19 protein-coding genes are annotated in these 25,892 nt (G+C 40.4%); 9 read left to right on the top strand and 10 right to left on the bottom strand.

Features of this window, described 5'->3' with window-relative positions; translation table 11 throughout:
* Window positions 1-315: 315 nt before the first annotated feature.
* The 3 genes from ACTJKN_RS02165 to ACTJKN_RS02175 form a co-directional block, all read right to left on the bottom strand.
* Window positions 316-2,514, bottom strand: a complete 2,199-nt coding sequence (locus ACTJKN_RS02165) for a response regulator (protein WP_440822271.1) — start codon at window positions 2,512-2,514, stop codon at window positions 316-318.
* 38 nt (window positions 2,515-2,552) lie between these two features.
* Window positions 2,553-3,269, bottom strand: a complete 717-nt coding sequence (locus ACTJKN_RS02170; protein ID WP_440822273.1) for a LytR/AlgR family response regulator transcription factor — start codon at window positions 3,267-3,269, stop codon at window positions 2,553-2,555.
* Between the two features lie 178 nt (window positions 3,270-3,447).
* Complete coding sequence (locus tag ACTJKN_RS02175; protein ID WP_440822274.1) at window positions 3,448-3,678, bottom strand: hypothetical protein; 231 nt, start codon at window positions 3,676-3,678, stop codon at window positions 3,448-3,450.
* Between the two features lie 1,459 nt (window positions 3,679-5,137).
* Between ACTJKN_RS02175 and ACTJKN_RS02180 the strand changes: the two genes are divergently transcribed.
* The 4 genes from ACTJKN_RS02180 to ACTJKN_RS02195 all read left to right on the top strand — a co-directional run bounded on the left by ACTJKN_RS02180 (window position 5,138) and on the right by ACTJKN_RS02195 (window position 9,963).
* The gene (locus ACTJKN_RS02180; protein ID WP_440822275.1) at window positions 5,138-5,716 is read left to right on the top strand and encodes an outer membrane beta-barrel protein; all 579 of its coding nucleotides are present in this window, start codon (window positions 5,138-5,140) and stop codon (window positions 5,714-5,716) included.
* A 207-nt stretch (window positions 5,717-5,923) separates the two neighbouring features.
* Window positions 5,924-7,315, top strand: coding sequence for a TolC family protein (locus ACTJKN_RS02185; RefSeq protein WP_440822276.1), 1,392 nt, complete (start codon window positions 5,924-5,926; stop codon window positions 7,313-7,315).
* A 1-nt stretch (window position 7,316) separates the two neighbouring features.
* Entirely contained in the window at window positions 7,317-8,375 is a 1,059-nt protein-coding gene (locus tag ACTJKN_RS02190) for an HlyD family secretion protein (protein ID WP_440822277.1), read from the top strand.
* A 1-nt stretch (window position 8,376) separates the two neighbouring features.
* A complete protein-coding gene (locus tag ACTJKN_RS02195; RefSeq protein WP_440822279.1) occupies window positions 8,377-9,963 on the top strand; it encodes an MFS transporter in 1,587 nt (528 codons plus the stop codon).
* A gap of 51 nt (window positions 9,964-10,014) precedes the next feature.
* Here ACTJKN_RS02195 and ACTJKN_RS02200 read toward each other — a convergent pair whose 3' ends face one another.
* Window positions 10,015-11,634: a Na+/H+ antiporter gene (locus ACTJKN_RS02200; RefSeq protein WP_440822280.1), complete on the bottom strand. Its 1,620-nt coding sequence runs from the start codon at window positions 11,632-11,634 to the stop codon at window positions 10,015-10,017.
* Window positions 11,635-12,167: 533 nt separating this feature from the next.
* On the opposite strand from ACTJKN_RS02200, the gene mqo reads away from it, so the two are divergent.
* The 5 genes from mqo (at window position 12,168) to ACTJKN_RS02225 (ending at window position 18,048) form a co-directional block, all read left to right on the top strand.
* Entirely contained in the window at window positions 12,168-13,673 is a 1,506-nt protein-coding gene (gene mqo, locus ACTJKN_RS02205) for a malate dehydrogenase (quinone) (protein WP_440822281.1), read from the top strand.
* Window positions 13,670-14,032, top strand: coding sequence for a hypothetical protein (locus ACTJKN_RS02210; RefSeq protein WP_440822283.1), 363 nt, complete (start codon window positions 13,670-13,672; stop codon window positions 14,030-14,032). The genes mqo and ACTJKN_RS02210 overlap by 4 nt, the downstream gene beginning before the upstream one ends.
* Before the next feature lie 28 nt (window positions 14,033-14,060).
* On the top strand, window positions 14,061-15,479 hold the full coding sequence (gene fumC / locus ACTJKN_RS02215) for a class II fumarate hydratase (RefSeq protein WP_440822285.1): 1,419 nt from the start codon (window positions 14,061-14,063) through the stop codon (window positions 15,477-15,479).
* A 181-nt stretch (window positions 15,480-15,660) separates the two neighbouring features.
* On the top strand, window positions 15,661-16,971 hold the full coding sequence (locus ACTJKN_RS02220; RefSeq protein WP_440822287.1) for a cytochrome ubiquinol oxidase subunit I: 1,311 nt from the start codon (window positions 15,661-15,663) through the stop codon (window positions 16,969-16,971).
* Window positions 16,972-17,001: 30 nt separating this feature from the next.
* On the top strand, window positions 17,002-18,048 hold the full coding sequence (locus ACTJKN_RS02225) for a cytochrome d ubiquinol oxidase subunit II (protein ID WP_440822289.1): 1,047 nt from the start codon (window positions 17,002-17,004) through the stop codon (window positions 18,046-18,048).
* A gap of 26 nt (window positions 18,049-18,074) precedes the next feature.
* Here the strand turns inward: ACTJKN_RS02225 and ACTJKN_RS02230 are convergent, their stop codons facing one another.
* The 6 genes from ACTJKN_RS02230 to ACTJKN_RS02255 form a co-directional block, all read right to left on the bottom strand.
* The gene (locus ACTJKN_RS02230) at window positions 18,075-18,545 is read right to left on the bottom strand and encodes a 3'-5' exonuclease (RefSeq protein WP_440822290.1); all 471 of its coding nucleotides are present in this window, start codon (window positions 18,543-18,545) and stop codon (window positions 18,075-18,077) included.
* A gap of 777 nt (window positions 18,546-19,322) precedes the next feature.
* Window positions 19,323-20,291: an NAD(P)H-quinone oxidoreductase gene (locus tag ACTJKN_RS02235; protein ID WP_440822292.1), complete on the bottom strand. Its 969-nt coding sequence runs from the start codon at window positions 20,289-20,291 to the stop codon at window positions 19,323-19,325.
* An 11-nt stretch (window positions 20,292-20,302) separates the two neighbouring features.
* The gene (locus ACTJKN_RS02240) at window positions 20,303-20,770 is read right to left on the bottom strand and encodes a lipocalin-like domain-containing protein (RefSeq protein WP_440822294.1); all 468 of its coding nucleotides are present in this window, start codon (window positions 20,768-20,770) and stop codon (window positions 20,303-20,305) included.
* Between the two features lie 58 nt (window positions 20,771-20,828).
* On the bottom strand, window positions 20,829-21,386 hold the full coding sequence (locus ACTJKN_RS02245; protein WP_440822296.1) for a hypothetical protein: 558 nt from the start codon (window positions 21,384-21,386) through the stop codon (window positions 20,829-20,831).
* Between the two features lie 705 nt (window positions 21,387-22,091).
* On the bottom strand, window positions 22,092-22,853 hold the full coding sequence (locus ACTJKN_RS02250) for a LytR/AlgR family response regulator transcription factor (RefSeq protein ID WP_440822298.1): 762 nt from the start codon (window positions 22,851-22,853) through the stop codon (window positions 22,092-22,094).
* Entirely contained in the window at window positions 22,853-25,606 is a 2,754-nt protein-coding gene (locus ACTJKN_RS02255; protein WP_440822300.1) for a sensor histidine kinase, read from the bottom strand. The genes ACTJKN_RS02250 and ACTJKN_RS02255 overlap by 1 nt, the downstream gene beginning before the upstream one ends.
* Window positions 25,607-25,892 lie beyond the last annotated feature (286 nt).

Below are 25,892 nucleotides of genomic sequence, written 5' to 3' on the forward strand. Positions count from 1 at the left end.
ATCGTTGGAACTGCCTAAACTATCGGTAGGAAGCAAGATTTACAAGTTGGGAACATTCAAGTTAGATAGTGGCTGAACCAGAAGCAATATTTTTATTTGCAGGGTATTGAAAGTTATTTTATCTTGGTTGAAAGGGAGACTACACCTGGCCAAAGTGTAGTCTATGATCAAAAAATCTTTCCCAGCATACTAGAATCTTACGATCTAAATTTGGAAGTTGGTATTTATGACTAAAATCATTGACATCGGTTTGATAGAAATTACTTTAGACAATCACTAAGAGATAAAAAAAACAGCCAAAAGCAGGCTAAAAATTTAGGCATCAAGTCGCTTCAGATATATTTCAGCCTCTCTTACTGCGCCTTGGCAGGTCATTTCAAGAGCCGAAACCAGTTGCTCGTGATTTTGCTTTTTCTCTTTCGGAAATTCCAGTTCATCAAGGATTTTAACAGTTCTTTCCAATATGCCCATTATAGCAAGGGTTGTACGGAGGCTGTGTGCGATTTCTTTAATCTTTTCAAAGTTTTCACTTTTACAGGCCTTGCGCAGCGCGCAGATGTCCTCAGGAATACGCTTGATGAAATGGTCAACTACTTTCTTTTCATATGCAACGTTTCCTTTGCCCATGTCTTTCAGGTAATCGAGATTAAGGTGAACAAAAGATGGTGAGACGCCTGCTGAAGATGGATGAGCAACGGTTACCTTCTCAATAAGATCCAATAATTCCTGCTCATTTACAGGTTTAGAAATGTAATCATTCATGCCCAGAGAGATACACTTCTCGCGTTCTCCTGACATGGCATGGGCCGTCATGGCAATAATCGGAATGTCCAAATGTAGTTCTGTTCGGATGTAAACCGTTGCAGAATAGCCATCCATTTCCGGCATCTGGATATCCATCAAAATTAGGTCGAAATGTCCGATTTTGACCTGTTCTATAGCCTCTCTGCCATTCGATGCAATAGAAAAAGAAAAGCCCCAATACCCTAGTACATTTGCCATAAGATCCTGGTTCATCACATTATCGTCTACAACCATAATATGTATCGATTTGCCCGCCCATTCAGGTTCAATGACCCTATAGCGTACAGTTTCTCCGGTAATTGATTCAGCTGATATAAGATACGGGATTTCAAAGGTAAAACTTGTCCCCTCTCCAACTTTGCTGTTTACCTCGATTGTTCCTTTTTGAATTTCAAGCAAGTCCTTGACGATGGAAAGTCCGAGACCCGTGCCGCCATAATTTCGCGTAATGGAATCATCTGCCTGATTGAAACGATCAAATATTTTTTCCAGCTTTTCTGCTTCTATGCCGATGCCTTGATCTGAGACCCTAAACTTGAGCGTAATTGAATTATTACTACTCGAGGCGATGGAGACGTCGATTTTAAGTGAGCCATTCTCACTGAATTTTAAGGCATTTCCTAACAGGTTGACCATGATCTGGGTCAATCTGGTCGCATCCCCAATCAAGGTATCTGGCACATTATCATCGATTTCGGTAACGTAACCAAGGTTTTTGGATCTGACCCTTTCAGAAAAGAGAATCTCTACGGAGTGGAGCAGGCCACGGATACTGAAGGGCTTATTTACAATCCGCATCATACCTGCCTCTATTTTTGAGATGTCGAGAATATCATTGATAATGGCCAGCAGGTTTTCGCCTGCTTGTTGTATTGAGGTTACAAAGTGCTGGGCCTGTGAATCCATTTCCTGTCTTTGCAGAAGCGTAGTGAAACCTAGAATTGAATTAAGTGGAGTTCTGATTTCATGGCTCATGTTGGCTAGAAAATTTTCTTTGATCCCTAAAGCTTCCCTCGATTTTCTTTGCGAATCATCTAGCTGATTAATTAATAGTGTCCTATTTCTGAATTGACGTGTGATAAACCAGCATAAGACACATCCGCTAAGCAATAAAAGCGCTATCAGGGCATTTCCGTAAGCCTTTGCTTTTGTTCCACTTTCGTTTATTTTCTTTATCAGGCTCTGCATTCTTAGCTGCCTGCTATTGTAGATCTTATGAGTTGTGTTGGTAATTTCATCAGAGGTAATTCTTGCCTGAGGATTACCTATGGATGTAGTGTCATTCATTCGCCCAGTTCGGTGATACAGGTCCAATAAGTGGTTAGTAGTATTGATTTTTTGCTGAGCGAGAAAGTTCAGTCGCTCCAAGTATCCTTTCACAGCGGGTCCTTCACTCCCATCATCAAGGGAATCAAGATACATATTCACCGCATCGATCTTGCTTTCCACTCCCTCGAGATGGGTGGTATCATCTGTAGCTATAGCTGCCCTGATTCTACTCTCCACGCCTAAAATGTCTCGATCTATTTCCCTTAAATGGTTACTTGTTCTGAGTTCATCCAAAAGCTCTTTATTTCCCTCTATGAGGGTGTTCATATTTCTCGAAGAGGTATATTGGACAAAAATAAGTAGGGTCATACCAACCAAAAAAGCAGAAAAAATAATATAGCTGAAGCTGCTATCGGGCATCAGGGATTTGTCTTGTTTCATAAAAGGCAATAAGTTGTCAATTTGATCTTTATTCTTTGCTAAATAATGTTCATCAATCTGTGCAGTTGTTTGCGGTAGCTATCGGCTATGGGTAGAAAGGTTCCTTTAATCACCATCCCTCCCTCTTGGAGGGTATCGATATGCTGAATGGAAACGATATAGGACCTATGTACTCTTATAAACTTGCTTTTCGGCAGCCTTTCTTCTACGGACTTCAATCTGGTATGAATAGCAAATAGCTTATCACAGGTATAAAACTTTACATAATCGCCCATAGCCTCAGCATAAAGGATATCATCTAATCTTAGGCGACGGACGATGTTGCTGTCACGAACGAAAATAAACTCGCCATTTTCAAGCTCCACCTCTTCTGTTTTGCTATACAGAATTTCCCTTGCCTTATCTATAGCCTGCAGGAATCGTTGTGATGAAAACGGTTTTACAAGATAATCAGCCACATTGAGATCAAATGCCTCAGTAGCATAGTCTTTGTTGGAAGTAGTAAAAATAATCAGGTTTTTCCTTCCCGATAGATTTCTGGTAAGTTCGATACCTGTCATTCCAGGCATCTCAATATCCAGAAAAATTAGATCTACCTCATTGTTCTGAAGATAATTGTAGGCCAGAAAAGCATTTTCACAATCCTTTACAACTGATAGATCGTCGACGTGACAGGTAAGTGCCAATAAGCTTTCTCTTGCAATTAGGTTATCATCAACAATCAAACATTTGATTTTTTGTCCATTTTGTGGCATAGCGCTTTGGGAATTTGTTTGGTTTATCGCGAGAAATCAAGAATAGTACCAAATATATAAAACATTAATTTTCAATTATTTAAAAAAAACAACACTTTATTTCATTCACTTTATTTCGCCGATTTACGTAACTATTTTATAAAAATCGCCATCATAACTTGTTGACTATGTTAAAAGCTTACACTTGGATTAGCCCAAGGCTTTCATTTGGCTCGTATTGCCCAGGAAGAACCATATTGTAAGAACGAAGATATCCAATGAACGTTTCGGACGCATCGGCACTATCCAACTCCGACCTGCCCAGGGGAAGGCTTTTTGGAACAAATCCTGGATTGGAAATCTGACGTGGCCAGTCTGGATTGGCAACAGCCATGTTTCCAAGTGCAACCAGGGTTGCAACCTCTTCCAACACCCGTTAATCCTGCGTTCAAACCACGCAATATCCTCATCGCTTAAGCGGCCATCGGCATTACTCTGGCAAGTATTCATGGGCGACATTACAATCCTATTTTTTACGCTTTCTCTGCAGGGAAATGCATATTTGGTTTCTATCTCAATCATATGCTTATATTTTTTGGCCAAAAACCTGCTTTCGATCATTGGCCATAAAGCAATTAGTCTACCAATCGCATATTAGCCGTATGCCGCAATGAAATGCACTTTTATTTGTTTATTAAGCAAAAACATATTGCGAAATAAAGTGATTTTACCAGCCGTTCACCAATCTTTCGCCAATGGATGATTTGCCTACAGGTTCAACTTATGGAACTCATGAGGGGCAAAGTCGAGCAGTGCTAATATCCAGCCATTCGCAAAACATTAACTGCTATCAGCCCCTTTTGCGAGAAGATGACTTCAAATACAACATATTGTCTGAGGAAAATATCTAGTATTCTACCCTGCAAATTGAATCATATCCCTGTTGGTTCTCACCTTCTTTAACACCATATCCTTCCCTCAGATTGATTCTGATGACTATTCCTTTTCTTGCTTTCAAAGTTTGCTATTCCATAAAAATATCTCCCCAAGCCGTTAAAATCTATTTTTTACACTTTGGCAATAGTTCAACGTCATTAACAATTTCCTCATCTAGTCGTAAAGTGCTTGATGTAGCTGATGTACCTGTCCTTTGATTCTTGAGTGCCGACATGTTCAGGAATGATTCGTCGATACAGCTGAAAAGATAGCCCGATACATTTCTTTTTACAGTAAGTGATTAGCGCTTTTCCCACACCATAGAAAACACCTCATGGATCAGATCCTGGGCTTCCACTTTACTCCGTAGCTTGTTCCAGGCGTGATTATGTAGGATAAATTTATATCGGCTATAGATTTCTTCAAAGGCATACCTGTCCCCACCTCGTAAAAGTTCGGTTAAATCATTATTGGTATAGCTAGCATATTCATTCCTGAGCGATCCTTCCAGACAAATCAGAATACAATTATAGCAAATAATGAACAAACAAAATGTAGGCCTGCCCCTCTAGTTCCTAAAAACAGAATACTGTAGAAGAAAAAACCGTCTCTGGTTCAAAGTGAACTGGGGGGATTTGGCAGTAGCGTGTTTAGCTGATTAAAGGTCGATTTTCCCATTTCAACGAGAGTTGATACTACTTCACCGATTGGCTAAGCCAAATTTATTGGGGAGCTAATAGTTTTGAGCAACAAATAAAAAATAGTAATCAACCTAGAGAAAGATGGGAACATTTAGAGAAATATTCGAATCAATAGTAAGCGAGCGAACAATGTACACACTTAAAAGGCCCATCCAGTTTTTAACGGAAGGAAACGCCAAATATATCATGCTTAGGGCATACACATTAATTAGTCAAATTATCTTAATTATATATAAATAAACAATTACAATCATGAAAAATTCAATCAAAATCGGCCTAGTGGCCTTAGCAATCTCCTCATTCGCAACTTTCGCAGCATCCGCACAAGAGATAGAAAAAATAGAGATCAAAACCGTTTCTCCGACACGCTTTAGCGTTGGTGTAGATGCAGGCTTGGCATCGGGCAGACTAAACACGAATTATAACTGGAGCCTTGGCGGGTCTATCCAGGCTGATATCCCTTTATCTTCCAATAGTCTTTTTGCAACGTTAAATGCTGGATATACGACCGTTTTTGCAGATAAGAACCTTTCGCCAGCTCCAGAGGACATCAATTTAATTCCCGTTAAGGCAGGCCTGAAATACTTCCTAATCAACGATATATATGTTCAGGGAGAAGCAGGAGTAAGTTTTATTCTAAACAAAAAGGATGTCGGCTATAGCAATTCAGCAAGCTTCCTTTATGCTCCTCAGGTTGGTATACTTATCCCAGTTGGAGAAAAGAACAGGATTGATGCAGGGGTTCGTTATGAAAGCAATACAAGATTTACCCAGAGTGGATCGAGTGGCAATATATTCGCCTTAAGGGTTGCCTACGCTTTTGGCTTTTAGGAAAACGCCCCGGAACAATTTATATGTTGTTTTGGGGTTTCCATATAACCTTTTTAGTCCTGGTTGCGATCGACTCAATTCATTGTCATCCGTGATAAATACTCTGGGAAAGGGATAAATCTCTAACTAAAAATCCAATGACAAATAAAAGGATGTGCTTAGAAGAAATATTATGACGATCGTGTTCACCAATAATATTATAAAGAAATGATAACAGTGGCAAATAATTTAAGATGTATTTCAAGGATCAGGGAAAAGAACTCAGGGGTTATGAACTTTATTGTAATCTCTGCTCTATTGTTTGTTTTTTTTCCATATCCTTCAATCGGACAGCAGTTGCCACAAAAGGCCGTTGAGGTCCCTTATACCCTAAACCAGGTTTTTAACAGTATTTCCAAATTGGACAGATCTGTCAATCTCGAAAGGCTGAGACTTCTGGTTGTAGCCGAGAATATTGAGGACATCAGAAAAGAAAGACTTCCGGACCTTGATATTACGGGTGACTTTACCAAGCTGAGCAATCTGCCCCAATATGAGAACGGCCTTTTTGAGCGGGCAAACTACTATCCTCTTACGCACACCACATATAGCTTTGGAAGTTCGTTGTACCTCAATATATATAACGGAAACAATCTGAACCGGAAACTTGAGGCAGCCAAAATTTCAAAGAACATAGGGGAGCGAAAAATTGAGCTTACCCTCTCAGAGATCAAACTGGTGGCAACAGGATATTACCTGGACTTGATTCGGGACCAACGCTTCCTTAGCCTTCTTTTACAGGATATACAGGAGCAGCGAAAAGTTGCACTTCAGATTACATCTCTTTATAAAAGTGGAGTGGTGCTGAAAAGTGATGTCCTTCGAGCAGAGCTCAAAATCTCAAAGCAGGTATTGCAGAGCCACCAGATAGAGAACCGGATTGCCCTGACATCACAAAAGCTAAATCTTCTTATGGGTCAACAGGAAGAAGAAATAATCAAGGCTGAGGAAAATATAGATAATGACTCTCTGAAAATCAATAGTTACCAGTCATATTTTGCTATGGCAATAGAAAACTCTCACGAGATTGGTATTTCCAGATTACAGCAGGAAGTAAAAAAAATAGGAATAAGGGATGCCAAGTCCATTATGCTACCAAAAATAGGATTCTATGCAGATTACGGATACAATTACCCCCAGGGACGATTTTACCCATATTCGCTTTCGGTTTACGGATTGGGAACTGCTGGAATCAGGATTTCATATCCCCTATCAGCTTTGTACAAGGGTGGCAATAGAATTGTTGCGGCTAAGCTTGAAATGAGTGAACAGTCTCTTGAAAACCTCAGACTTGAGGATGAGATAAAAAACAGGATACGAGAAAGCGTGTTGGCATTAAAGGATGATGCTGAGCGTATATCGGTTTCACGATCCAATATCATTCAGGCAACTGAAAATGAGAGAATCCTCAAAAATAGCTATTTCAACCAAACGGCACTAATTACCGATTATCTGGATGCACAGCTTCAGCTTCTTCAGTCTAGATTTGATCTCGCCTCAGCACAAATTTCTGCTCAATACCATTTTTATCAGTTACAGAAAACAATAGGGAAATTATAATATGGAAAAGCCAATTACAGGCCCTACGGCCACTGATCGAGTGATAACCAGGATAACCTCTTATCTTGCCGTTGTTATCATTATTTTTCTAGTTTACAAAGGGATCCGGATATTGGTCGATCTCTACAGATACGAAGAAACCAACGATGCCCAGGTGCAGGAGTATATAAATCCGTTAGTAAACAGGGTCGATGGATATGTCAGAGAAATAAGGTATGAAGAGAATCAGGAAGTGCAAAAAGGAGATACACTGATCATAATCGATCCAAAAGAATATGATGCAAAAAAGCAAGAATCCCAAGAAGCAGTCAATGCTGCCAGTGCCCAGATCGAAGTGCTTCAGAGTAACATAGAAACGTCCGAAAAGCTAGCACAAGCTTCCCGGAACCAGATTGATGCAGCCCGAGCTAAGCTGGTAAGGGCAAAGAAAGATTTTGAGCGATATAATATGCTCCTTAGTCAAGAATCGGCCACTGGACAGCAGGTTGAGGCAAAAAAAGAGGCCCAGGATGTGTCCAGTGCTGAATATGCTTCTGCTATGGCGAATTATCAGGCAGATCTTTCCAAGATCAATAATTATAGAGTTGAACGCGACGGAATACTAGCAGAGATAAAAAGGCGTAAGGCCCTTGAACAGCAAGCGGATCTTTCGCTCTCCTATACAGTAATCACCGCGCCCTATCATGGCAAGATCAGTAGAAAATCCATTCAGGTTGGACAGTTTGTACAGGCAAACCAGAGCCTTGCCAATATAGTAAATTCGAGCATTGACAAATGGGTGGTAGCAAACTTTAAGGAAACACAGATCTCAGGGATACATGATGGCCAGAGCGTCCTATTGGAGGCGGACGCATATCCTGGAACTTTGTTCCATGGAAAGATCCAGTCTCTCTCACCTGGAACTGGCTCCAGCTTTACGCTTCTACCGCCGGACAACTCTACGGGGAATTTTGTAAAGGTTGTGCAGCGTATTCCCATTAAGATCATCTTCAGCGACGGGCATGAGGACAAGGGCATGCTGCGTTCGGGCATGAATATGACAGTAAAGGTAATAAAGTGATATGGCTGGACAAGACACGTTTAGACCTGGGATTTCCCCATGGGGCATAAGGGTATGCATTTTCATGCTCCTCATCCCAAATCTGTTGCTATTTTGCATATCTACGGCGAATATTGCCGCGGCAAGTGGTTTTTACGGGATTGATTCGGATGACGCACAATTCTCCCTGATCATTCTATATGCTGGAGTAGTTTCCTTTTTCCCGTTGGAGAGACATCTTTCCGGTTTTCTTTCAACAAGAAATTATCTTGTGATCAGCGTCATCTTGGAGATAACGACGGCTTATGCTGCATATCTTACAAGGGATTTCACAGTTCTGATTGTAATCAGATTTCTCCAAGGACTTGCCAACATCAGCTTAGTCGCAATTTGTATCAATCTTATTTTCAGCAGTCTTAGAACGGAGCGATCTAGAGAGATTGGCTATTCAGTACTTTATTGTATTCTCCTATGTATTTCCCCAATTACTATTTTGTTAACGGCACCTCTGATAGATCAGATTGACTACAATAAACTTTATCTATATACCGCTATAGCATTTGTTCCTGGAGGGCTTTTTGCTTTTTACATCCTAAACGAAAGGAGATTGAATGAGAGTATTCCCATACATGGTGTAGATTGGAAGAGTTTCATCATCTATTCCACAGCTTTGGTTTCTCTCTCCTATACGCTGACTTATGGACAGCAACTTGATTGGTTCGAAAGTAGCAAAATACTTCTAGCGCTTTTTCTTTTTTTCATTTCGGTCTTGGCTCATTTCCTAAGGCAGTCTCATCTTGAGCGAGCATTTCTTTCCACCGCTGTATTTAGATATACAAACTTTTGGATCGGCACATTGCTTTTGCTGGTCCTATATATTTCTAGAGGGGCATTTAACTTCACAACTGCTTATTTTGTTCAATCTTTAGGCTTCTCTCCAGCACATCTTGGATTTTTCTTGATCTATAATATTATCGGAGCAATCGCGGGCACTGTGATTACCTCAAGACTGATGATTGCGAAGGTTTCCTTTAGAATGATCTGGATAAGCGGACTTTCTTTTCTGTTAATGCACCAAATCTGGATGATTTTTCTGTTCAATTCCCAGGGTGAGGAACAGGCCTTTATCATTCCCCTTTTTTTACAGGGATTTGGGGCTGGGTTAATGTTAGCACCAATTATTGTATATATGGTCACATCAGTACCTTTAGAACTGGGGGGTGCAGCTGTTTCCACCGCAATTTCCGTACGTCTTTTAGGAACATTACTAAGTATGGGACTTATCAATTATTTTCAGCTGTCTGCAAGCCAGTTGCATATTGACAGGTTTCAACAAAACCTATCGGCAGATGGAGGGATGTTAGAGCAGAGATTAAGCCAGTATCGGCAAGTTCTTGCGAGGAAATATAGCGATCCTCATGACCTTGAGCTATCGGCCAACCAGCTACTCAAAAATGTGATAGACCATCAAGCCGCCATAAGAACCGAAATAGACTATTACGTGCTTATTAGCATTCTACTGGCCATGGTAATATTAATTATCGCAGTTGGTCCGAGCGTAAAATATAAAAAGGTACCCTTGGATGGCATCCATGATGTGCCTGTTTAAGCAAAATATTGCCGATGAATCATAAGGAATACCAAGTATACAAACCCTATTCTATTTAATACTCTTTTTTGGTTTTGGAATCTTGATCTCCGAGAGATCGATTTCCATTTCTTGTTTCCTTAATATTTCATCTCTGAACTCTTTTTCCTTACGTATCCTGTGCAGCTCTTGTCTTTGCGCTCCTAAGACACGCCTTTTAATATTATTGAAGATTTCCATTTCACTGTTCTCGGCCTTTTCGAGTTCATCTGACTCAAGGCTTCTGGATAAATGTTCGACTCTGTTCTCAAGATCGGTCTTAAGGTCGTTAACAAGATCTATCTCTTGCGACTGAATTGAAAAATCCTCTTCTAAAATGTTCAGAGAGGCTTTTAAAAGTCTCAAACGGACCGTGGCCTCCTGCTTTTTATCTGGAACCATGGGATCTATTTCAATAATACTTATTGCGCGGATAAGTAATGGCAGGGTAAGACCCTGAAATACTAGAGTAACTAAGATGACAACAAACGTTATGAATATTAAAAGATTCCTGTTGGGAAATGGTAGATTATCGGACATCGAAATTGGAAGTGAAAGTGCTGCTGCCAATGATACAACTCCACGCATTCCCGCCCAGCCAATTACCAATGGTCCTTTCCATCCAGGACTTGCCTCTTTGTTTCTTATTTTTCTTGAGATCCATCGAGGTATAAATGTTGCGGGAAAAATCCATGCAATCCGGATCATTATTACAAGAAAACTAATCAGAAGTCCATAAATTGTGGCCTCGGTAAGAGAATATCCTTCGAGTCCGGATACAATAACTGGAAGTTCAAGTCCGATCAGAATAAAGACAAAAGCATTTAATACGATCGTCAGCGTTGCCCATACATTGATTGATTGGAGTCTACTTTGGCCATTTGCAAAGATCTCGGTGGATCGATGTGAGAGAAAAAGCCCACCACTAACAACTGCCATAACCCCAGAAAACTCAAACTGTTCGGCTGCCAGATACATAAAATAGGGACTTACAAGGGTGAATGCGGCATCTATACTTGCAGTTGTTGGGAGAAACTTGTGGATCAGATAGATTACGTAAGCCACAGAAAGTCCAATTAATATGCCCATTATCGTGTTAGAAAAAAACTCGTAAATAGCTCCGGATATAGAAAATTGTCCGGTCAGGACCGCAGCCAGGGCAAAGCGGAGAACAATGAGACTTGAGGCATCATTTACTAGGCTTTCTCCTTCCAAAATGGTATTGATTCGTTTTGGAATCTTCATGTTCTTTAATATGGAGGTTGCCGCAATTGCATCTGGCGGAGAGACGATACCCCCCAAGAGAAATCCAAGCGCTAGCGTAAAACCCGGAATAAAATAGGATGTGGTTATGGCTACCCCAACAGAAGTGATGATTACCAGCCCAAAGGCCAGAAGGGAAATTGGCCTACGCCATTTTATGAAATCGTCCCAGGAGGTATACCATGCAGCGTCGTAAAGCAATGGAGGAAGAAAGATCAGGAATATTACTTCAGGATCGATGGACATTGAAGGTATTCCTGGGATATAGCTGATGGCAAGCCCTGCGACAACAAGAAATATCGGATAGGATATCTTAAGCTTCTGGGCCAGCATTATGAGCATAAATGCCACAGATAGCAAAATCAAAAATTGTAATAAAGGAAATTGCATGCAACATGTCTTACAAAAAAGCAACCAACAGGATAAAAATCTAAAAACCAAACAGTTAAACCTATAAAACCACTACAAATCCATTTTTATTTTACGAAATAAAGTGGATTAACGATTATATATGTTCTTAACGCCCTTCCTATTTGACGCAACGATTAATCACTCGATATCTTGAAATTTGGCGCTTTATGGCATTATCCATTACAAAATAGCAGATAAAATGAAAGATGGATCATTTATAATTTCCCAACCTCCTCTAATTGTTCTTATATGCTCAAAACCTGAATTCACCGACAGTAATTAACTTTTGAACGATTACAAAATCCGATTGTGTTCCAACAGCAATAATTTTATGCAAAAGCTAGAAAAGATTCCAGGATTTTAAAATAGTGGTGATGCCATTGGCAGAATTCCGCGAGAGCTTCTATCAGAGAGTTGTCCAGGAAGCGCTCAACAGCAAAGGATATTAAGCCGTGCCATTTTTTTATTAATGTCAAGGGGTCAAAAAGCTTAGATACTTAAAAACATAGACTATGAAAGATTCGATCACATCAAGCCACCATCCCGATGTAGTGCTCATCGGAGCGGGAATTATGTCCGCAACATTAGCAGTTATCCTCAACCAATTGGATCCAAATCTCAAAATCAGGATCTATGAGGTATTGGACAAACCGGCACAAGAAAGTTCAAATGCATGGAACAATGCTGGTACAGGTCATGCTGCACTTTGCGAGCTAAACTATACGCCAGAACGTGCAGATGGTACAATAGATATTTCAAAGGCACTTCAGGTCAATACCGAATTTGATCTTTCTCGCCAGCTTTGGTCCTACCTGGTTTCCGTTGGGATTATAAAAGATCCACAGGCATTCATAAATTCAGTGCCACATATGAGCTTCGTTACTGGAGCAGATAATGTAAGTTATCTTAAAAAGAGATTTGAAACCCTTTCTGCAGATCCTCATTACCATGGTATGGAGTTTACCGATGATGCCAAGGTAATTAAGGAATGGATTCCATTGGTCATGGAAGGAAGAGATCCCTCTGAAGCGATAGCAGCCACAAGAATGCAAACGGGCACGGATGTTGACTATGGTTCATTGACAAATATCCTGTTGGACTCACTTAGAGATAAGGAAAATGTCTTCACCCATTACAGGCATAGGGTTCAGGATCTTAAGCGTGAGGGTAAAAACTGGCAGGCCCAGATCCGTAACGAGGGAAGTGGCGAGCACCACTATATTACTGCCAAATTTATTTTCATCGGTGCGGGCGGCGGCTCATTACCATTGTTACAGAGATCTGGAATTCCAGAGGCCCATGGCTACGCAGGCTTTCCTGTAAGCGGGGTTTGGTTACGCTGCGATCGAGAGGATTTAGCTGTTCGCCATAAGGCCAAGGTTTACGGAAAGGCTTCAGTAGGTTCTCCTCCGATGTCCGTTCCGCATTTGGATCAGCGCCACATCGATGGTAGGTTATCCTTACTGTTTGGTCCATATGCTGGATTTTCTACCAAGTTTCTAAAGCACGGTTCTTACCTTGATCTATTCGGATCGATAGACATAGATAACATACTGCCATTACTTGCAGTAGGCCGAGATAACATGGCCCTCACCAAATACCTTATTGGCCAGGTCCTTGAATCCAAGGAAGAAAAATTTGCTTCCCTGAGAGATTTCTTTCCCGAGGTAAACGAAGATGATTGGAAACTGGAAGTTGCTGGCCAACGCGTTCAGATTATCAAGAAAGATCCAGTACATGGAGGAATTCTTCAATTCGGCACAGAGCTGGTAGGCTCATCTGACAATAGTATTATTGCCATGTTGGGCGCCTCTCCTGGAGCTTCGACTGCCGTAGCCATAATGGTCGATGTACTGGAAAAGTGTTTCAACGATAAGGTACAGAACGGGGTTTGGACAGAAAAATTAAAAGAAATGATTCCTTCGTATGGACAGTCTCTTATCGACAATCCAGAGCTGTGCCTGGAATTAAGAGAGAAAACAGCAAAAGTATTAAACATTAATAATATAAAATCATGATCAAAGCATATCTTTTATACACGGGAGAAGACGGAAACTCCCATTTCAAAACAGGCCGCATCGCCGAAGATGCGCTCGTAAAAGCAGAACATACACAATTTAAGGAAACACCTGCGAACTCGGAATTTGACTGGCACAATGATCCTATCCCACAATATGTAATTACCCTTTCGGGAGTCCTGGAGTTTACCACGAAAACGGGCGAGTCTTTCATTATCCATCCTGGAGATATATTGTTGGCAATTGACAATACCGGAAGCGGGCATAAATGGCGATTGATAAATGATGAGCCATGGAAACGCGTCTATGTTGTTTTTGAGAAAGGTGCAGATACGCATTTCATTGCAGACGGAGAATAGAAGTGATAGCGCCATAAAGATAAATAACATGGAAAATCAAACTCCAAATGCAATCGGCACCGGTCAGACCGGAAATCGAAGAGAAAGTGATTCTATGGGTGTCATAGATGTACCTGCAGAACACTACTGGGGAGCTCAGACACAGCGGAGCCTTGTCCACTTTTCAATAGGTGAAGATAGAATGCCTAAAGAGGTGTATCATGCCTATGGATACGTGAAAAAGGCCGCAGCACTTGTAAACCAGGAAGATGGTAGGCTATCAGATGAGCTGGCAGAAACCATCATAAAAGTGGCAGATGAGGTGATTGAGAAGAAGCTTGATACAGAATTCCCCTTATATGTCTGGCAGACAGGATCAGGAACGCAGTCAAATATGAACGTCAATGAGGTAATTTCCAATAGGGCCATTCAGTTGCTGGGCGGAGAACTTGGCAGCAAAAAACCTGTGCACCCCAATGACCATGTAAATATGGGTCAATCCTCAAATGATAGTTTTCCAACGGCGATGCACATCGCTGCGGTTACGGCAATTGACAGCCAATTAATTCCCTCTTTGGAAAATCTTGTGGATGCCATGAATACCAAAGTAGATCAATGGAAAGATGTAGTTAAAATAGGAAGGACGCATCTGCAGGACGCAGTTCCGCTTACTGTGGGACAGGAATGGTCAGGATATGCCTATCAACTAAGCGATGCCATACAGAGAGTGAAGGATAGCAGGCAGAAACTTTACGAAATAGCTGAAGGCGGAACAGCAGTAGGCACCGGATTAAATGCCCCAGAAGGCTTTGCAGAAAATTTTGCTGACAAAATAGCTTTTCTTACAGGAAAGCCATTTGTGAGCTCACCGAATAAATTCGCGGCACAAGGCTCGCTTGATGCGATGGTGGCGGCAATGGCATCTCTAAGAGGGGTGGCAGTAGCATTGATGAAAATTGCAAATGATATGAGGTGGCTGGCATCAGGCCCGCGCTGTGGAATTGGGGAGCTAATATTGCCACCTAACGAACCGGGCTCAAGTATAATGCCTGGAAAGGTAAACCCTACTCAATGTGAAGCGATTGTCATGATTTGTATCCAGGTCATTGGCGAGGACACTGCAGTTGCCTTTGCGGGTAGCCAAGGTAACTTTGAGTTGAATGCGATGAGACCAATTGTGATAAACAATTTTCTGCATGCCGCGAGTATACTAGCAGATGGGGCTGAGAAATTCAGGACTTACTCTGTGGAGGGAACAGAACTTAACCTGGAAAAGATAAATGAATTCCTGAATCGTTCCCTGATGCTTGTGACGGCATTAAGTCCAGTAATAGGGTACGATAAAGCATCTTCTATCGCCCACGAGGCAATGAATAAAAATCTAACTCTCCGCGAGGCTGCACTTTCAAGTGGATATATCGACGGAGAAAAGTTTGATGAGATCGTTGACCCGAAAAAAATGGTTTAAGATCCAAATAAACGATAGTTCAAAAAGTGATCTCATTGGATTGTTCCTGAAAAGTACAGGTCTTGGACATATGCTCCTGACCTGTACTGCAGGAGCGCTGGTATAGCGAATCCATTTTTTCAAAAAAAAAGCCAGATACGCAATCTTGAAATATCTATAATATAAATTTAAAAATGATCCTATGACAGATCTAATCTCTGCAAGATCCCAGATGGCACTTTCACTGGGCTTTCACATTGTTTTCTCATGCATTGGTATGGCGATGCCATTTTTCATGGCAGTCTCACATTGGATATGGCTAAAGAAAAAAGACCCTGTTTATGAACTGCTTACCCGCGCATGGGCTAAGGGAGTGGCCATATTTTTTACTACCGGAGCAGTCTCCGGGACGGTCCTAAGCTTTGAACTGGGATTGCTTTGGCCTGAGTTTATGAAACATGCAGGGCCGATATTTGGACTTCCTTTTTCCATGGAAGGAGCGGCATTTTTCGTTGAGGCGATTGCGATGGGATTTTTTGCGTACGGCTGGGGAAGGTTCAACAAATGGTTCCATTGGGCAACTGGTGTAGTCGTGGGGGTCAGCGGAGTGGTTTCGGGTATTCTAGTTGTTTCGGCTAATAGCTGGATGAATGCTCCGAGTGGATTTGTTTACAGAAACGGCATATTTTCCAATATAGATCCGATAAAGGCAATGTTTAATCAGGCTTGGTTTTCTCAGGCCTTGCATATGACAGTAGCTGCATTTGCAGCGACGGGTTTCGCAGTTGCAGGCGTTCATGCATTTTTGCTGCTGCGAAAAAGGAGTGTGGAACTTCATAAAAGAGCATTTAAAATAGCTGCAACATTTGGCCTTGTGGCAAGTCTTATCCAACCCTTGAGTGGCGACATATCTGCCCGAGGGGCGGCAAAAAGACAGCCTGCAAAGTTGGCGGCAATGGAAGTGCACTATAAAACCGGCCCCAGTGCTCCATTAGTCATTGGCGGAATATATGATGCCAAGACCCAAAAATTAAAAGGGGCAATAGAATTACCCGGGATGTTGAGTTTTCTTGCTCATCATGATTTTAAGGCCGAAGTTATCGGACTGGATAAGTTCGCTCCCAAGGATCGCCCTCCGGTTGCGATATTGCATTATGCCTTTCAGATAATGGTTGCCCTGGGCATGCTTATGCTTGGAGCAAGTCTACTGTTCATGTTGGCAAATTTCAAATTCCGAAGATGGATGGGTAGAAGATGGTTTCTGCTGATGTATGCGATTATGACACCTGCCGGGTTTCTTGCGGTAGAGGCCGGCTGGACGGTTACAGAGGTCGGGCGTCAGCCATGGATTATCCAGGGCATCATGCGGACTGCAGATGCTGTGAATCCTATGCCGGGAATTCAGTTTTCCTTCTATCTATTTACAGTAGTATATGTATCGCTTTCCTGTATGGTAGTTTCTATGCTTTACCGGCAGATTCAATCGCTGGACGCAAGTTATGAGGCAAACTAACAATTCAATTAACCCTTAATTAATTCTATAATGTTAACTATAGTTATCGTATACCTCTGGGCATCAATTTCAATATATTTAATTACTGGTGGAGCTGACTTCGGAGCCGGAATGATTGAGCTTCTTAGCGAGAAAAGGAACAGTAAAAAAATTACTGAAATGATGCACAGATCTACTGCGCCGATATGGGAGGCCAACCACATGTGGCTTATATTAGCGATCGTAATTACGTTCGTCGGATTTCCAGACCTCTATGCTAATATCTCCAGTTCTATGTTTATACCATTAACAATCATGTTAATGGGAATTATAGCTCGGGGAACATCTTATTCGTTTAGAAATGGTGACAAAGTGAAGGACGAGCTTAAAAAGCTTGATAAAGTAATCTACATTGTTTCAAGCATTATTACTCCATTTTTCATTGGAGTGATTGGCGCCTGCATATATTCTGGAAAGACAGTGCTGGCTAGCGGAAGTTTTTCTGAGCGTTACGTGTATAACTGGATGGGTCTTTTTCCTCTATCAATAGGACTACTCACAGTGGTCGTATGTGCCTATCTGGCGTCATTATATGTTATGGGAAATAAAAATTATGGTAATGATCGGTTCATGATCAAGTCCCAAGCATTTATGTTGACCCTATCCATTCCCTTTATACTCATGCTTGCAAATATCGGAGCAATAGGCGATGGGTTTGATTTGCTAAAAAACCTAATTGGAATACAGGGCATACTCGTAGCCATAATCATCATTGGAATGACAATAGCGATTTGGATAATCATCAATAGCGAGGAAACAAAATGGTTAAGATTATTTGCGGCCGCACAGGTTATTCTGATCCAGTTGGTGCTTTTTAATGATTTTCATAGGGGTATACTTCACTCCCTTATTAAAAAGGGAGACCAAGGGACAATATTATCTTCTGGACTTACTATACACGTACTTGCAATAACTCTGATGGCCGCTACCTTGCTAATCATACCTGCATTGGGGTACCTCATTTATACTTTTGAATGGCAGGAGAACATTTATAAGAACGGTAATACGGAAAATGAAACGCGAATATCTAAAGACTAATCTTATGCCCGCATTTACTTCATAAGTTATACAAGAATACAGGGACTTTTGGCCGGAGTACAGATAGTCGTCATTTGTTTTGCTCGGGTCACTCCTACTCGCAAAACAAGCTTGGCTTGCTCTATTGCAACAGAATTGGCCATGTACGGAACTATGGACTGGTATTGATCTTCCCAAATAATGACCTCATTAAACTCCTTTCCCTTGGATTTATGAAGTGTCATAACAAAGATTCCGTTCCAGGTACGATGAGACATTGAAAAGTGCTCTTGAACCAGAGCATCTCTTATGGCATTTTTTGCTCCTGAATAATCTCGGTTTATTCGCCAGCTCTCTGAAAGTCTTAAACTCAACAAGGCACCCTTATTTAGTAGGCGCAGATATTTGGCATCTTCAAAAACATCTCGAAGAGAAGGATGCGAAGCCTGTTCGAACATTTTTCTGATACTTAGCCAATCCTCTTCCGGTATGCCAGTAAAGTCTAGCGATTTTCTCATATCAATAATCTCGGTTATTTCTGAAACGAACAGTTTTCGCTTGGGACCCTTAATTGCTCCAGATTCAAGGTAAGAGCCTAGTGTGTATTTCGGTGAAAGTGACCCCTCTGTTTCGGTCCAAACTGGCCACCAATTTGATTACCGGATGACGCACATCTAAGTTCCTTTCCCTCTGAACAAATATACACTTCGGATCCAAATCCATTTTCGTCAGGACTTTTCGGTTTAATCCATCTTACTGCCGGATTTATCCTCAATTCAGACCTCTCTAGCGATCAAAATCCACTCGCAGGTACTGGAACACGTAAAAAAACGCCATCCCCCCTTCAAAACAGCGAAGTGACCGTAGTCCATCCCGAATATTAGATATGCTCCCAGGAGCCTTTATTTTATGCAGAAATTGAAAAATTATTCCCGAAAGCCAGTTGCGAAAAAAGCTGACCAAAAGATCAGAACGGCCAGTTTGCCCCGAAACAGGTGGTCACTTTAAAGCGAAATGGGGTGACAGTTTAAATGTGGAACGGCTGGCCATTTTTGCCGAAATGCCCACCTATCAACGAAACAAGGAAATAAATCGTTGAAATACTTAAATTAATCGTTTGAAGGATTTCATCGTTTTTGAGAGTTGCAGTCCCAGGAGGGCAATTCTTTTAAGTTTCCGATATTTTTTATCGCTCCAAAAAATTTAAGCTAAACAAAAAAACCGATCCACTATTAGCGAATCGGCCCATCATTATGTGTGTATGTGTATCTTAAGATCAGCAATGCAATAATGCCTTAGCGAACAAGTATAATCTTTCCGGTATGGGTATTCTTTTCGAGCAATTTGTGAGCTTCAGCAGCTTCTGAGAACGGAAAAGTCTTAAAGATTACCGGTACAAACTTCCCGGATTCAATCAAAGGCCAAACATATTTTCTTACCTCTTCTGAAAGTTTTGTTTTGAAATCATAATCGCGGCTTCTAAGCGTGCTACCACTAATAGTGAGTCGCTTGATCATCACTTTCCAAATGTCAAGATCGACATTGTTGCCATCTACAGCATTGATATGAACAAGCCGTCCTTCTGGTTTTAAAATATTGACGTTCTTGCTCAAGTATTCGCCACCAACCATATCGAGGATTACGTCAACGCCCTGTTCCTGAAGCTCAAGTTCAAAATTTTGTTTTTTGTAATTGATATAAAAATCTGCACCCAGTTCGATGCAGTTCTGGCCTTTTTCATCAGATCCCACTGTTACGACCACAGGAGATCCTAAAGCTTTTGCCACCTGGATTGCAGTAATGCCAATCCCACTGCTACCTCCGTGAACAAGAAGTGTTTCACCTGGCTTCAAAGAACCTCTTTGAAATACATTTGACCAGACAGTATAGACAGTTTCAGGAAGACTTGCTGCTTCTGCAAAATTCAATCCTGTAGGAATCGGTAGGCATTGCCCCTCGCCCACAGCAACAAATTCCGAATACCCTCCCCCTGCTAGCAGTGCGCAAACCCTATCTCCAACATTGAACTCCTTTACATCAGGCCCTACCTCAACTATGGTACCCGAAACTTCGAGTCCGAGTATCTCAGCGGGTACACCTGCTGGAGCGGGATAGTTCCCCTCACGCTGAAAGACATCCGATCGGTTTAGACCTGCCGCCCTCACCTCTATGAGTACCTGATCTACAGATACCTTTGGAGTTGGATATTCACGTTGTTGCAAAACATCCGCTTTTCCGTAGTGCGTTATAACTATTGCTTTCATCTTGTTTAAAGTTAAGGTCTAACATTTGTTTGTGTCACTCTTTTCCAGGTAAGCTTGTGGGTCACTGTAAGCCCGTTGGACACAAAAGGCTTGCCACTTTCCAGATGTAATAGTCCTTTTGCAAAGTGGACAATCCGGCTCTGCGTCTGGCCAGTCCAGTTTGGAAAGAGAGAAACATACATGCTATGCGTCAAGGTCTTTTTCTCCTCATCAAGCGAAAATGGCCCTGAATATGCAAGATAGGTTGAACCTTCCTGGGTATATTCCTCAGCTGTAGCACCTGTATAATGTTCTTTTGCAAAGTTTTTTCTTTCTGGATTCATAATCTGTGCAGACATAAATCCATCTGGATTGTAGATAATCAGACCCTTTGCGTCCTTTCCCATCGGATGAGTAATTGGTCCACCATCTATGGGTACCTCGATAAGATCCACTAGGGTCCAGGATCCAATAAGCTGGTTAAATAGACTAGTTTCCATATTGTATTATATAGAGTTACGCGCCAATCGGCGCGTAACTAATGATATGAATCTCTGACTAAAATGGCTGGTTATATTTACCAGTTAACGCTTTATTCTCAATGCTTTTTGCAAAGTTAGGAGTCTCTTCGTGGTTATGTGCATCTGAGGCAGCTTGTCTTGCAGCAGCAGCATCTTTTAAATTAACGCCATGCTCTTTAATATATTCAAACATTTCCGGAGTTGCAGTAGCGTGGATTTCGTTGGTGTAAAGGGTCGTGTTATCATCAATTTTACTCGCTTTTAATTCCCACAAAACCTGAACCTTGGTACGGCCGCCTTTGGTAATAGAATCCGAGATTGAAAGCATGCGGCAATAATCAGGGCGGGCAACATCTGCCACATAGTGCTGAACCATAAGCGCATCACCAATGGTTTCCACGTTTAATGATACTGGCTGTCCATCATAGGTACTGCTGATTGCTGCACCAATGTGCTGGGTTGAGCAGCGCTGATATTCTGCATCAGGTAGATTTAAAAGCCAGTCTGCAATGTTAACTTTCTCAAATGGCGCATTGATGATCGCGGTTACTGTTGAATGAGATAATGCGTTTTCGGGAGTTTGTTGAATTTCCATGTTATTTTTAATTTAAGTTTAATGTTTCTTGTTGTTTACTGATGTAAATCTAGCACCATCTCCCCCGCCAGCCAGCCACTATTCAACGAAACAAGGGAATGAATCGTTGAAATGATTAAATTAATCGTTTAAGTAACTGATATACTTTTTTCGGTTTATCCTCTGTGGAATATTTAAAAATCATTGCAAAAAAATACACATTGATTTTATAAATTTTATAAGTAGCTTTAAATAAACTATTTAATGTAACTCAAAATGAATAAAAAATACAGGTGGGGATGTTATTGACATCACTGATTAAGCCTACTTTTAATTAACTATAAAATTTATATCTTTACCTAATAGCATTTGCAGTTAAGAAAGTACAGGTGAGTGATTCGGTGAGTCATTTATCAAAAGTGTTTTTTAAATCATACAGAGCGAGATTTTAAGCTGGGGTTCAGTTCCCTCGCTGCTCACCTCATTGGCATTCTCTTGAAAACCTTTGTGTCAGATTTAAAACGTATAATTAATTTGGCTGACGAGTTAGATTACATACATTGAACATCTATAGAATAGATTACTGAGATTTCACTATTATGGTATATTACTAAGTCTGTAACTTGTATAAACCAGTATGTTGTTCGTATTTGGCCGATTCTAAATTTCTTAAAAACCAAGAGAAATTAATTTTCGATTATGAAGTCTTTTAACATCAGGCTAAGTCTAAAACTTTCCTTTCATAACCTTAAGCAAAACCTCTTCTCTTTTTTGCCTTGATATTGGCGCTTGACTACCATCTTCCAGGGCAATATAACCGCCATCGGTTTTTACATAAGCAGAGATTTTGCGGAAGTTGATCAGGTGAGACTGGTGTGTTCTGATAAAATTATGACCTTCAAGCAATTCCTGATAGTCCTTTAGTGTTTTGCAGACCAGGTATTGTTTATTATTATCCAGGTAAATATGCGTGTAATTGCCTTCAGCTTCGAGCCTTATAATTTTATTGATGGCTAAGAACTCTATTTTATCAGATAAAGGGATAGCAATCCTTTGCTCATCATCTCCCCTATCAATATTGGCAATCAACTCCTTTAACCTTTCATTCTCTTTTTTAGGATTGATCTGGACTGCTGCTTTATCAACCGCATTGCTCAGTTCCAAAATATTAATGGGCTTAAGCAGGTAATCTATAGCACATGCCTTAACTGCCTGTATCCCATACTTATCAAATGCAGTAACAAAAATAACTTCAAAATTTTGCTGTCCATTTAATAATTTTAGCAGGTCGAACCCAGAAAGCTCTCCCATTTCTATATCCAGAAAAAGTAAATCTGGGTTTAATTCCCTAATTAAATTAAGAGCTTCAATAGCAGAACCTGCTTCGGCAATAACCTCTACATTTGCGCAATATTCCACCAATAACCGACGCAGATTACTCCTGCTTTTCAATTCATCGTCAACTAATATCGCTCTTAAAACCCCCATCAATCTATTGGAATAGTTAATACAGCGGTAACACCGCTCTCATTTTCGCCTAAATTACTACTTAAATGTAATTCCCCCGAACTTACACCAGCATTTAACAGGATTAACCGTTCTCTTACCAGTTTTAACCCAAAGCTTTTATTATCATCAGCTAAACTTTCTTTTAAGCCAGCGCCATTATCTTTTATTACAATTTTAAGGTATTTCTGGTCACAACTAATACCTACAAAAAGTTGTCCTGCCCCCCCCTTTTGGGCCAAGCCATGTAGAATCGAATTTTCTACAAGCGGCTGGATGATCATACCTGGAATTTCCGTCAATTGGATATTCACTTCGGAAGAGATCTCAATCTGAAATTTAAAGTTAAAGCGCAACTGCTCCAGTTCACAATAGAGCGTTATTGCCTCTAGCTCGTCTGAAAGCGTTACAAAGGTTTTCTCTGAATTATTCAGCACCCTCCGCATCAGCAACGAGAATTTCTCCAGATAAACATTGGCTTCTTTGTACTGATAATTGTTAATCAGGGACTGTATAGAATTCAAAGCATTGAACATGAAATGCGGGTTCATCTGTGACCGTATAGCCTTGATCTCCAAATCCTTTATTTTGTTCTTTAAAAAAGCTTTCTTCCTTAAGCCGGCGACTCTTGCTCTATATACCAAAAAGATAATTATCGAAGTAAGTAAAGCGGAGCCTGAGCTCCACTGTATTGTATTGATTAATGTTGCCTTTTGCTCTTTGGTCATTACACCCGAACCTATTGCTTTGTTGATCAGTTCCTGTATCACCAGATGAGCTTCAGCCTTATCGGTTTTAACTTCGCCAGGATATTCATTGATAAGGTACCCCGATATTACTCTAAAGTCTGAGTTAAAGGTAAACACCTTGGTCTGCAGATAATAGAGGTCAAAAGTGTCTTGTTTATCTCCATCATAACTTAATTCAACATAAGTGACATTATTCAGCTCTTTCAGTTTTTGATGAATGTCGCTTTTTTCAAACGAAGAGAAATTTCTCTGCGCAATAACAAAATGAACCTGACTACCATTTTGCTTTTTTATAAGATCAATGTACCCTTTTAATATATCAGGATTATTATTGTTCACAATTAACACTAAGGGCTTTCCTTTAAATTGGGTAAGATCAAGACTGCTTCCATCTTTTAACAAGAGTTTCTGCACTGGACTTTGATTTCCAGGCGCCCATAGCCTTGCTTTTGCCCATAGTTCTTTAATTCGGTCTGTAAACGAAGAATTTCCACAATTATGGATGAAATCTTCATAATAATTTTTCAGCCTTTCTGTACTCTCCACTTCACTTTTGTGAAGCACTTCCATTAGTGATTCATAAATAGAAAAGTATAGGGGATATCCTTCAAAAGATGCCATAGCGGTCGCAAAATCAGCATAGAAGCCGTACTGGTCGGCATTGATCAAACCTAATTTTGTTTGCTGGTAAGAAAGTAACCATTTTAGATAATAGCCATAATACATACCACCTTCCGAAGCACTCATTGAAACTGGCAATGTATCGATACTTAGAAAGAACCCTTTTGGGAGCTCATCTAAAAGTCTATCCGGTTTTTGTTTTTTACAGTATTCAGAAACATACATCAGTTTTGTTCCGGCCTGCACGTACTTAAAATCTTTTCTGCAATAGTCTAAAATTTCTGAAGAAACACGGTTAGCATATTTTTTTAAAATGCTATCAAAATCTTTTTGTCCCTGTTTTTGAAAAGCTATAAATTCTTTTAGTGATTTAGAGCGATAATTACTTTTATTAACCCATTGGTTGTCAACAACAGCTACCAGATCTTTACTTAATGCCGCTTTCGCCGCTGCATTCCCTCCGAAAGAAACGGTGTTGTAAAAATTCAGTGCATCTGCTTTAACGATCAGCGTATCTAAGGGTTCCAACAGCAGACTAAAAGTTTTAAATCCATCAAAGTCATCATCCCCATCAAATTTACCAAAAACCCATCTACGCCTTGTATTTGGGCCCGCCAATATATTTGCACTAAAAGATCCATTTTTATTAAACCTAAAAATTTCTTCATCCCAATCAGTAATTGAATAAATACTATCTGCCTTAGTTAAATTAGTAATGTTTCCTTTTATGACTGCGTTTCTCAATAGTTTAAAAGAGGCCGATTTTAAAACTGCACTAGCGATGTTTTTCTCACTAGCAGAGTTTGATAAGTCTACTGTTTTAACTTGGGGCTTGCCAGCAATTAGCGCGTTTATTATTGTTTCAGAAATTTGCTTTAAATGATCCGTTGGAAAAAACCTATCGGCTGTAAATTCTGTTTTTTGTGCCGCAGACTGTGCTTTAACATCAATTACTGAGAAGCTGACTTTTGTAGCAGTTGATAATAGCTTCAATTTTGATATTTTCCCCTGACTATCTGCTGTTATTTCATAAATCTGTTTAGTTAGATTTTTTTTTCTGTTTTCAACATAGGGTGGATAGTAGGAATCATAGCCAAACCAATTCTTGTTTGCATCAACATATTTCAATCTCATCCGTTCAATAGAGACTTTAAAAGCTAACTCGCCATTTTGTGCTTTACTTGTGACTTCATACCTCACATCAAAGCGATAATCGGACGTATGAGTTAAATTATTGATTCGAATATCTGTTTCAAACCAGTCAGCTGTCTTGAGCGGTGATGTGGGATACTGTTTTTGAGCAAAGAGTTGCGAAAGCCCAAGCAACAAAGTTATTCCAAGGCTTAAAAGTGTTTTTTGTTTCATGTTTCTAAGTTTTAAACAAAAGAACTTAAAGCTATCTATTTCGTTTGGCCTCATTGAGCAGATGACATATATCAGTTATTATTCTGCAATAATACCATTTCATCTTGTTGATTACTGCGGTTATGGTTAAAGAATAGGCTTACTGACGAATAAATCGACAAGCTTCAACCCCCTTCGGTCCGCCTCCATGGAATACCTTGAGGTATATTATTGAATCATCAGGGCAATAAAATCAATTTGTCTTATCTTTCAAAAAAGAAATGAAGAAAACCAAACTACTAATTCT

This window comes from Pedobacter sp. 22163, assembly GCF_052045595.1.
Classification (GTDB): Bacteria; Bacteroidota; Bacteroidia; order Sphingobacteriales; family Sphingobacteriaceae; genus Pedobacter.

Bases quoted from the DNA above. Each gene is read 5' to 3' on its own strand.
- ACTJKN_RS02165 (WP_440822271.1), bottom strand. From the start codon at position 2,514: ATGAAACAAGACAAATCCCTGATGCCCGATAGCAGCTTCAGCTATATT.
- ACTJKN_RS02170 (WP_440822273.1), bottom strand. From the start codon at position 3,269: ATGCCACAAAATGGACAAAAAATCAAATGTTTGATTGTTGATGATAAC.
- ACTJKN_RS02180 (WP_440822275.1), top strand. From the start codon at position 5,138: ATGAAAAATTCAATCAAAATCGGCCTAGTGGCCTTAGCAATCTCCTCA.
- ACTJKN_RS02185 (WP_440822276.1), top strand. From the start codon at position 5,924: ATGATAACAGTGGCAAATAATTTAAGATGTATTTCAAGGATCAGGGAA.
- ACTJKN_RS02190 (WP_440822277.1), top strand. From the start codon at position 7,317: ATGGAAAAGCCAATTACAGGCCCTACGGCCACTGATCGAGTGATAACC.
- ACTJKN_RS02195 (WP_440822279.1), top strand. From the start codon at position 8,377: ATGGCTGGACAAGACACGTTTAGACCTGGGATTTCCCCATGGGGCATA.
- ACTJKN_RS02200 (WP_440822280.1), bottom strand. From the start codon at position 11,634: ATGCAATTTCCTTTATTACAATTTTTGATTTTGCTATCTGTGGCATTT.
- mqo (WP_440822281.1), top strand. From the start codon at position 12,168: ATGAAAGATTCGATCACATCAAGCCACCATCCCGATGTAGTGCTCATC.
- ACTJKN_RS02210 (WP_440822283.1), top strand. From the start codon at position 13,670: ATGATCAAAGCATATCTTTTATACACGGGAGAAGACGGAAACTCCCAT.
- fumC (WP_440822285.1), top strand. From the start codon at position 14,061: ATGGAAAATCAAACTCCAAATGCAATCGGCACCGGTCAGACCGGAAAT.
- ACTJKN_RS02220 (WP_440822287.1), top strand. From the start codon at position 15,661: ATGACAGATCTAATCTCTGCAAGATCCCAGATGGCACTTTCACTGGGC.
- ACTJKN_RS02225 (WP_440822289.1), top strand. From the start codon at position 17,002: ATGTTAACTATAGTTATCGTATACCTCTGGGCATCAATTTCAATATAT.
- ACTJKN_RS02230 (WP_440822290.1), bottom strand. From the start codon at position 18,545: ATGAGAAAATCGCTAGACTTTACTGGCATACCGGAAGAGGATTGGCTA.
- ACTJKN_RS02235 (WP_440822292.1), bottom strand. From the start codon at position 20,291: ATGAAAGCAATAGTTATAACGCACTACGGAAAAGCGGATGTTTTGCAA.
- ACTJKN_RS02240 (WP_440822294.1), bottom strand. From the start codon at position 20,770: ATGGAAACTAGTCTATTTAACCAGCTTATTGGATCCTGGACCCTAGTG.
- ACTJKN_RS02245 (WP_440822296.1), bottom strand. From the start codon at position 21,386: ATGGAAATTCAACAAACTCCCGAAAACGCATTATCTCATTCAACAGTA.
- ACTJKN_RS02250 (WP_440822298.1), bottom strand. From the start codon at position 22,853: ATGGGGGTTTTAAGAGCGATATTAGTTGACGATGAATTGAAAAGCAGG.
- ACTJKN_RS02255 (WP_440822300.1), bottom strand. From the start codon at position 25,606: ATGAAACAAAAAACACTTTTAAGCCTTGGAATAACTTTGTTGCTTGGG.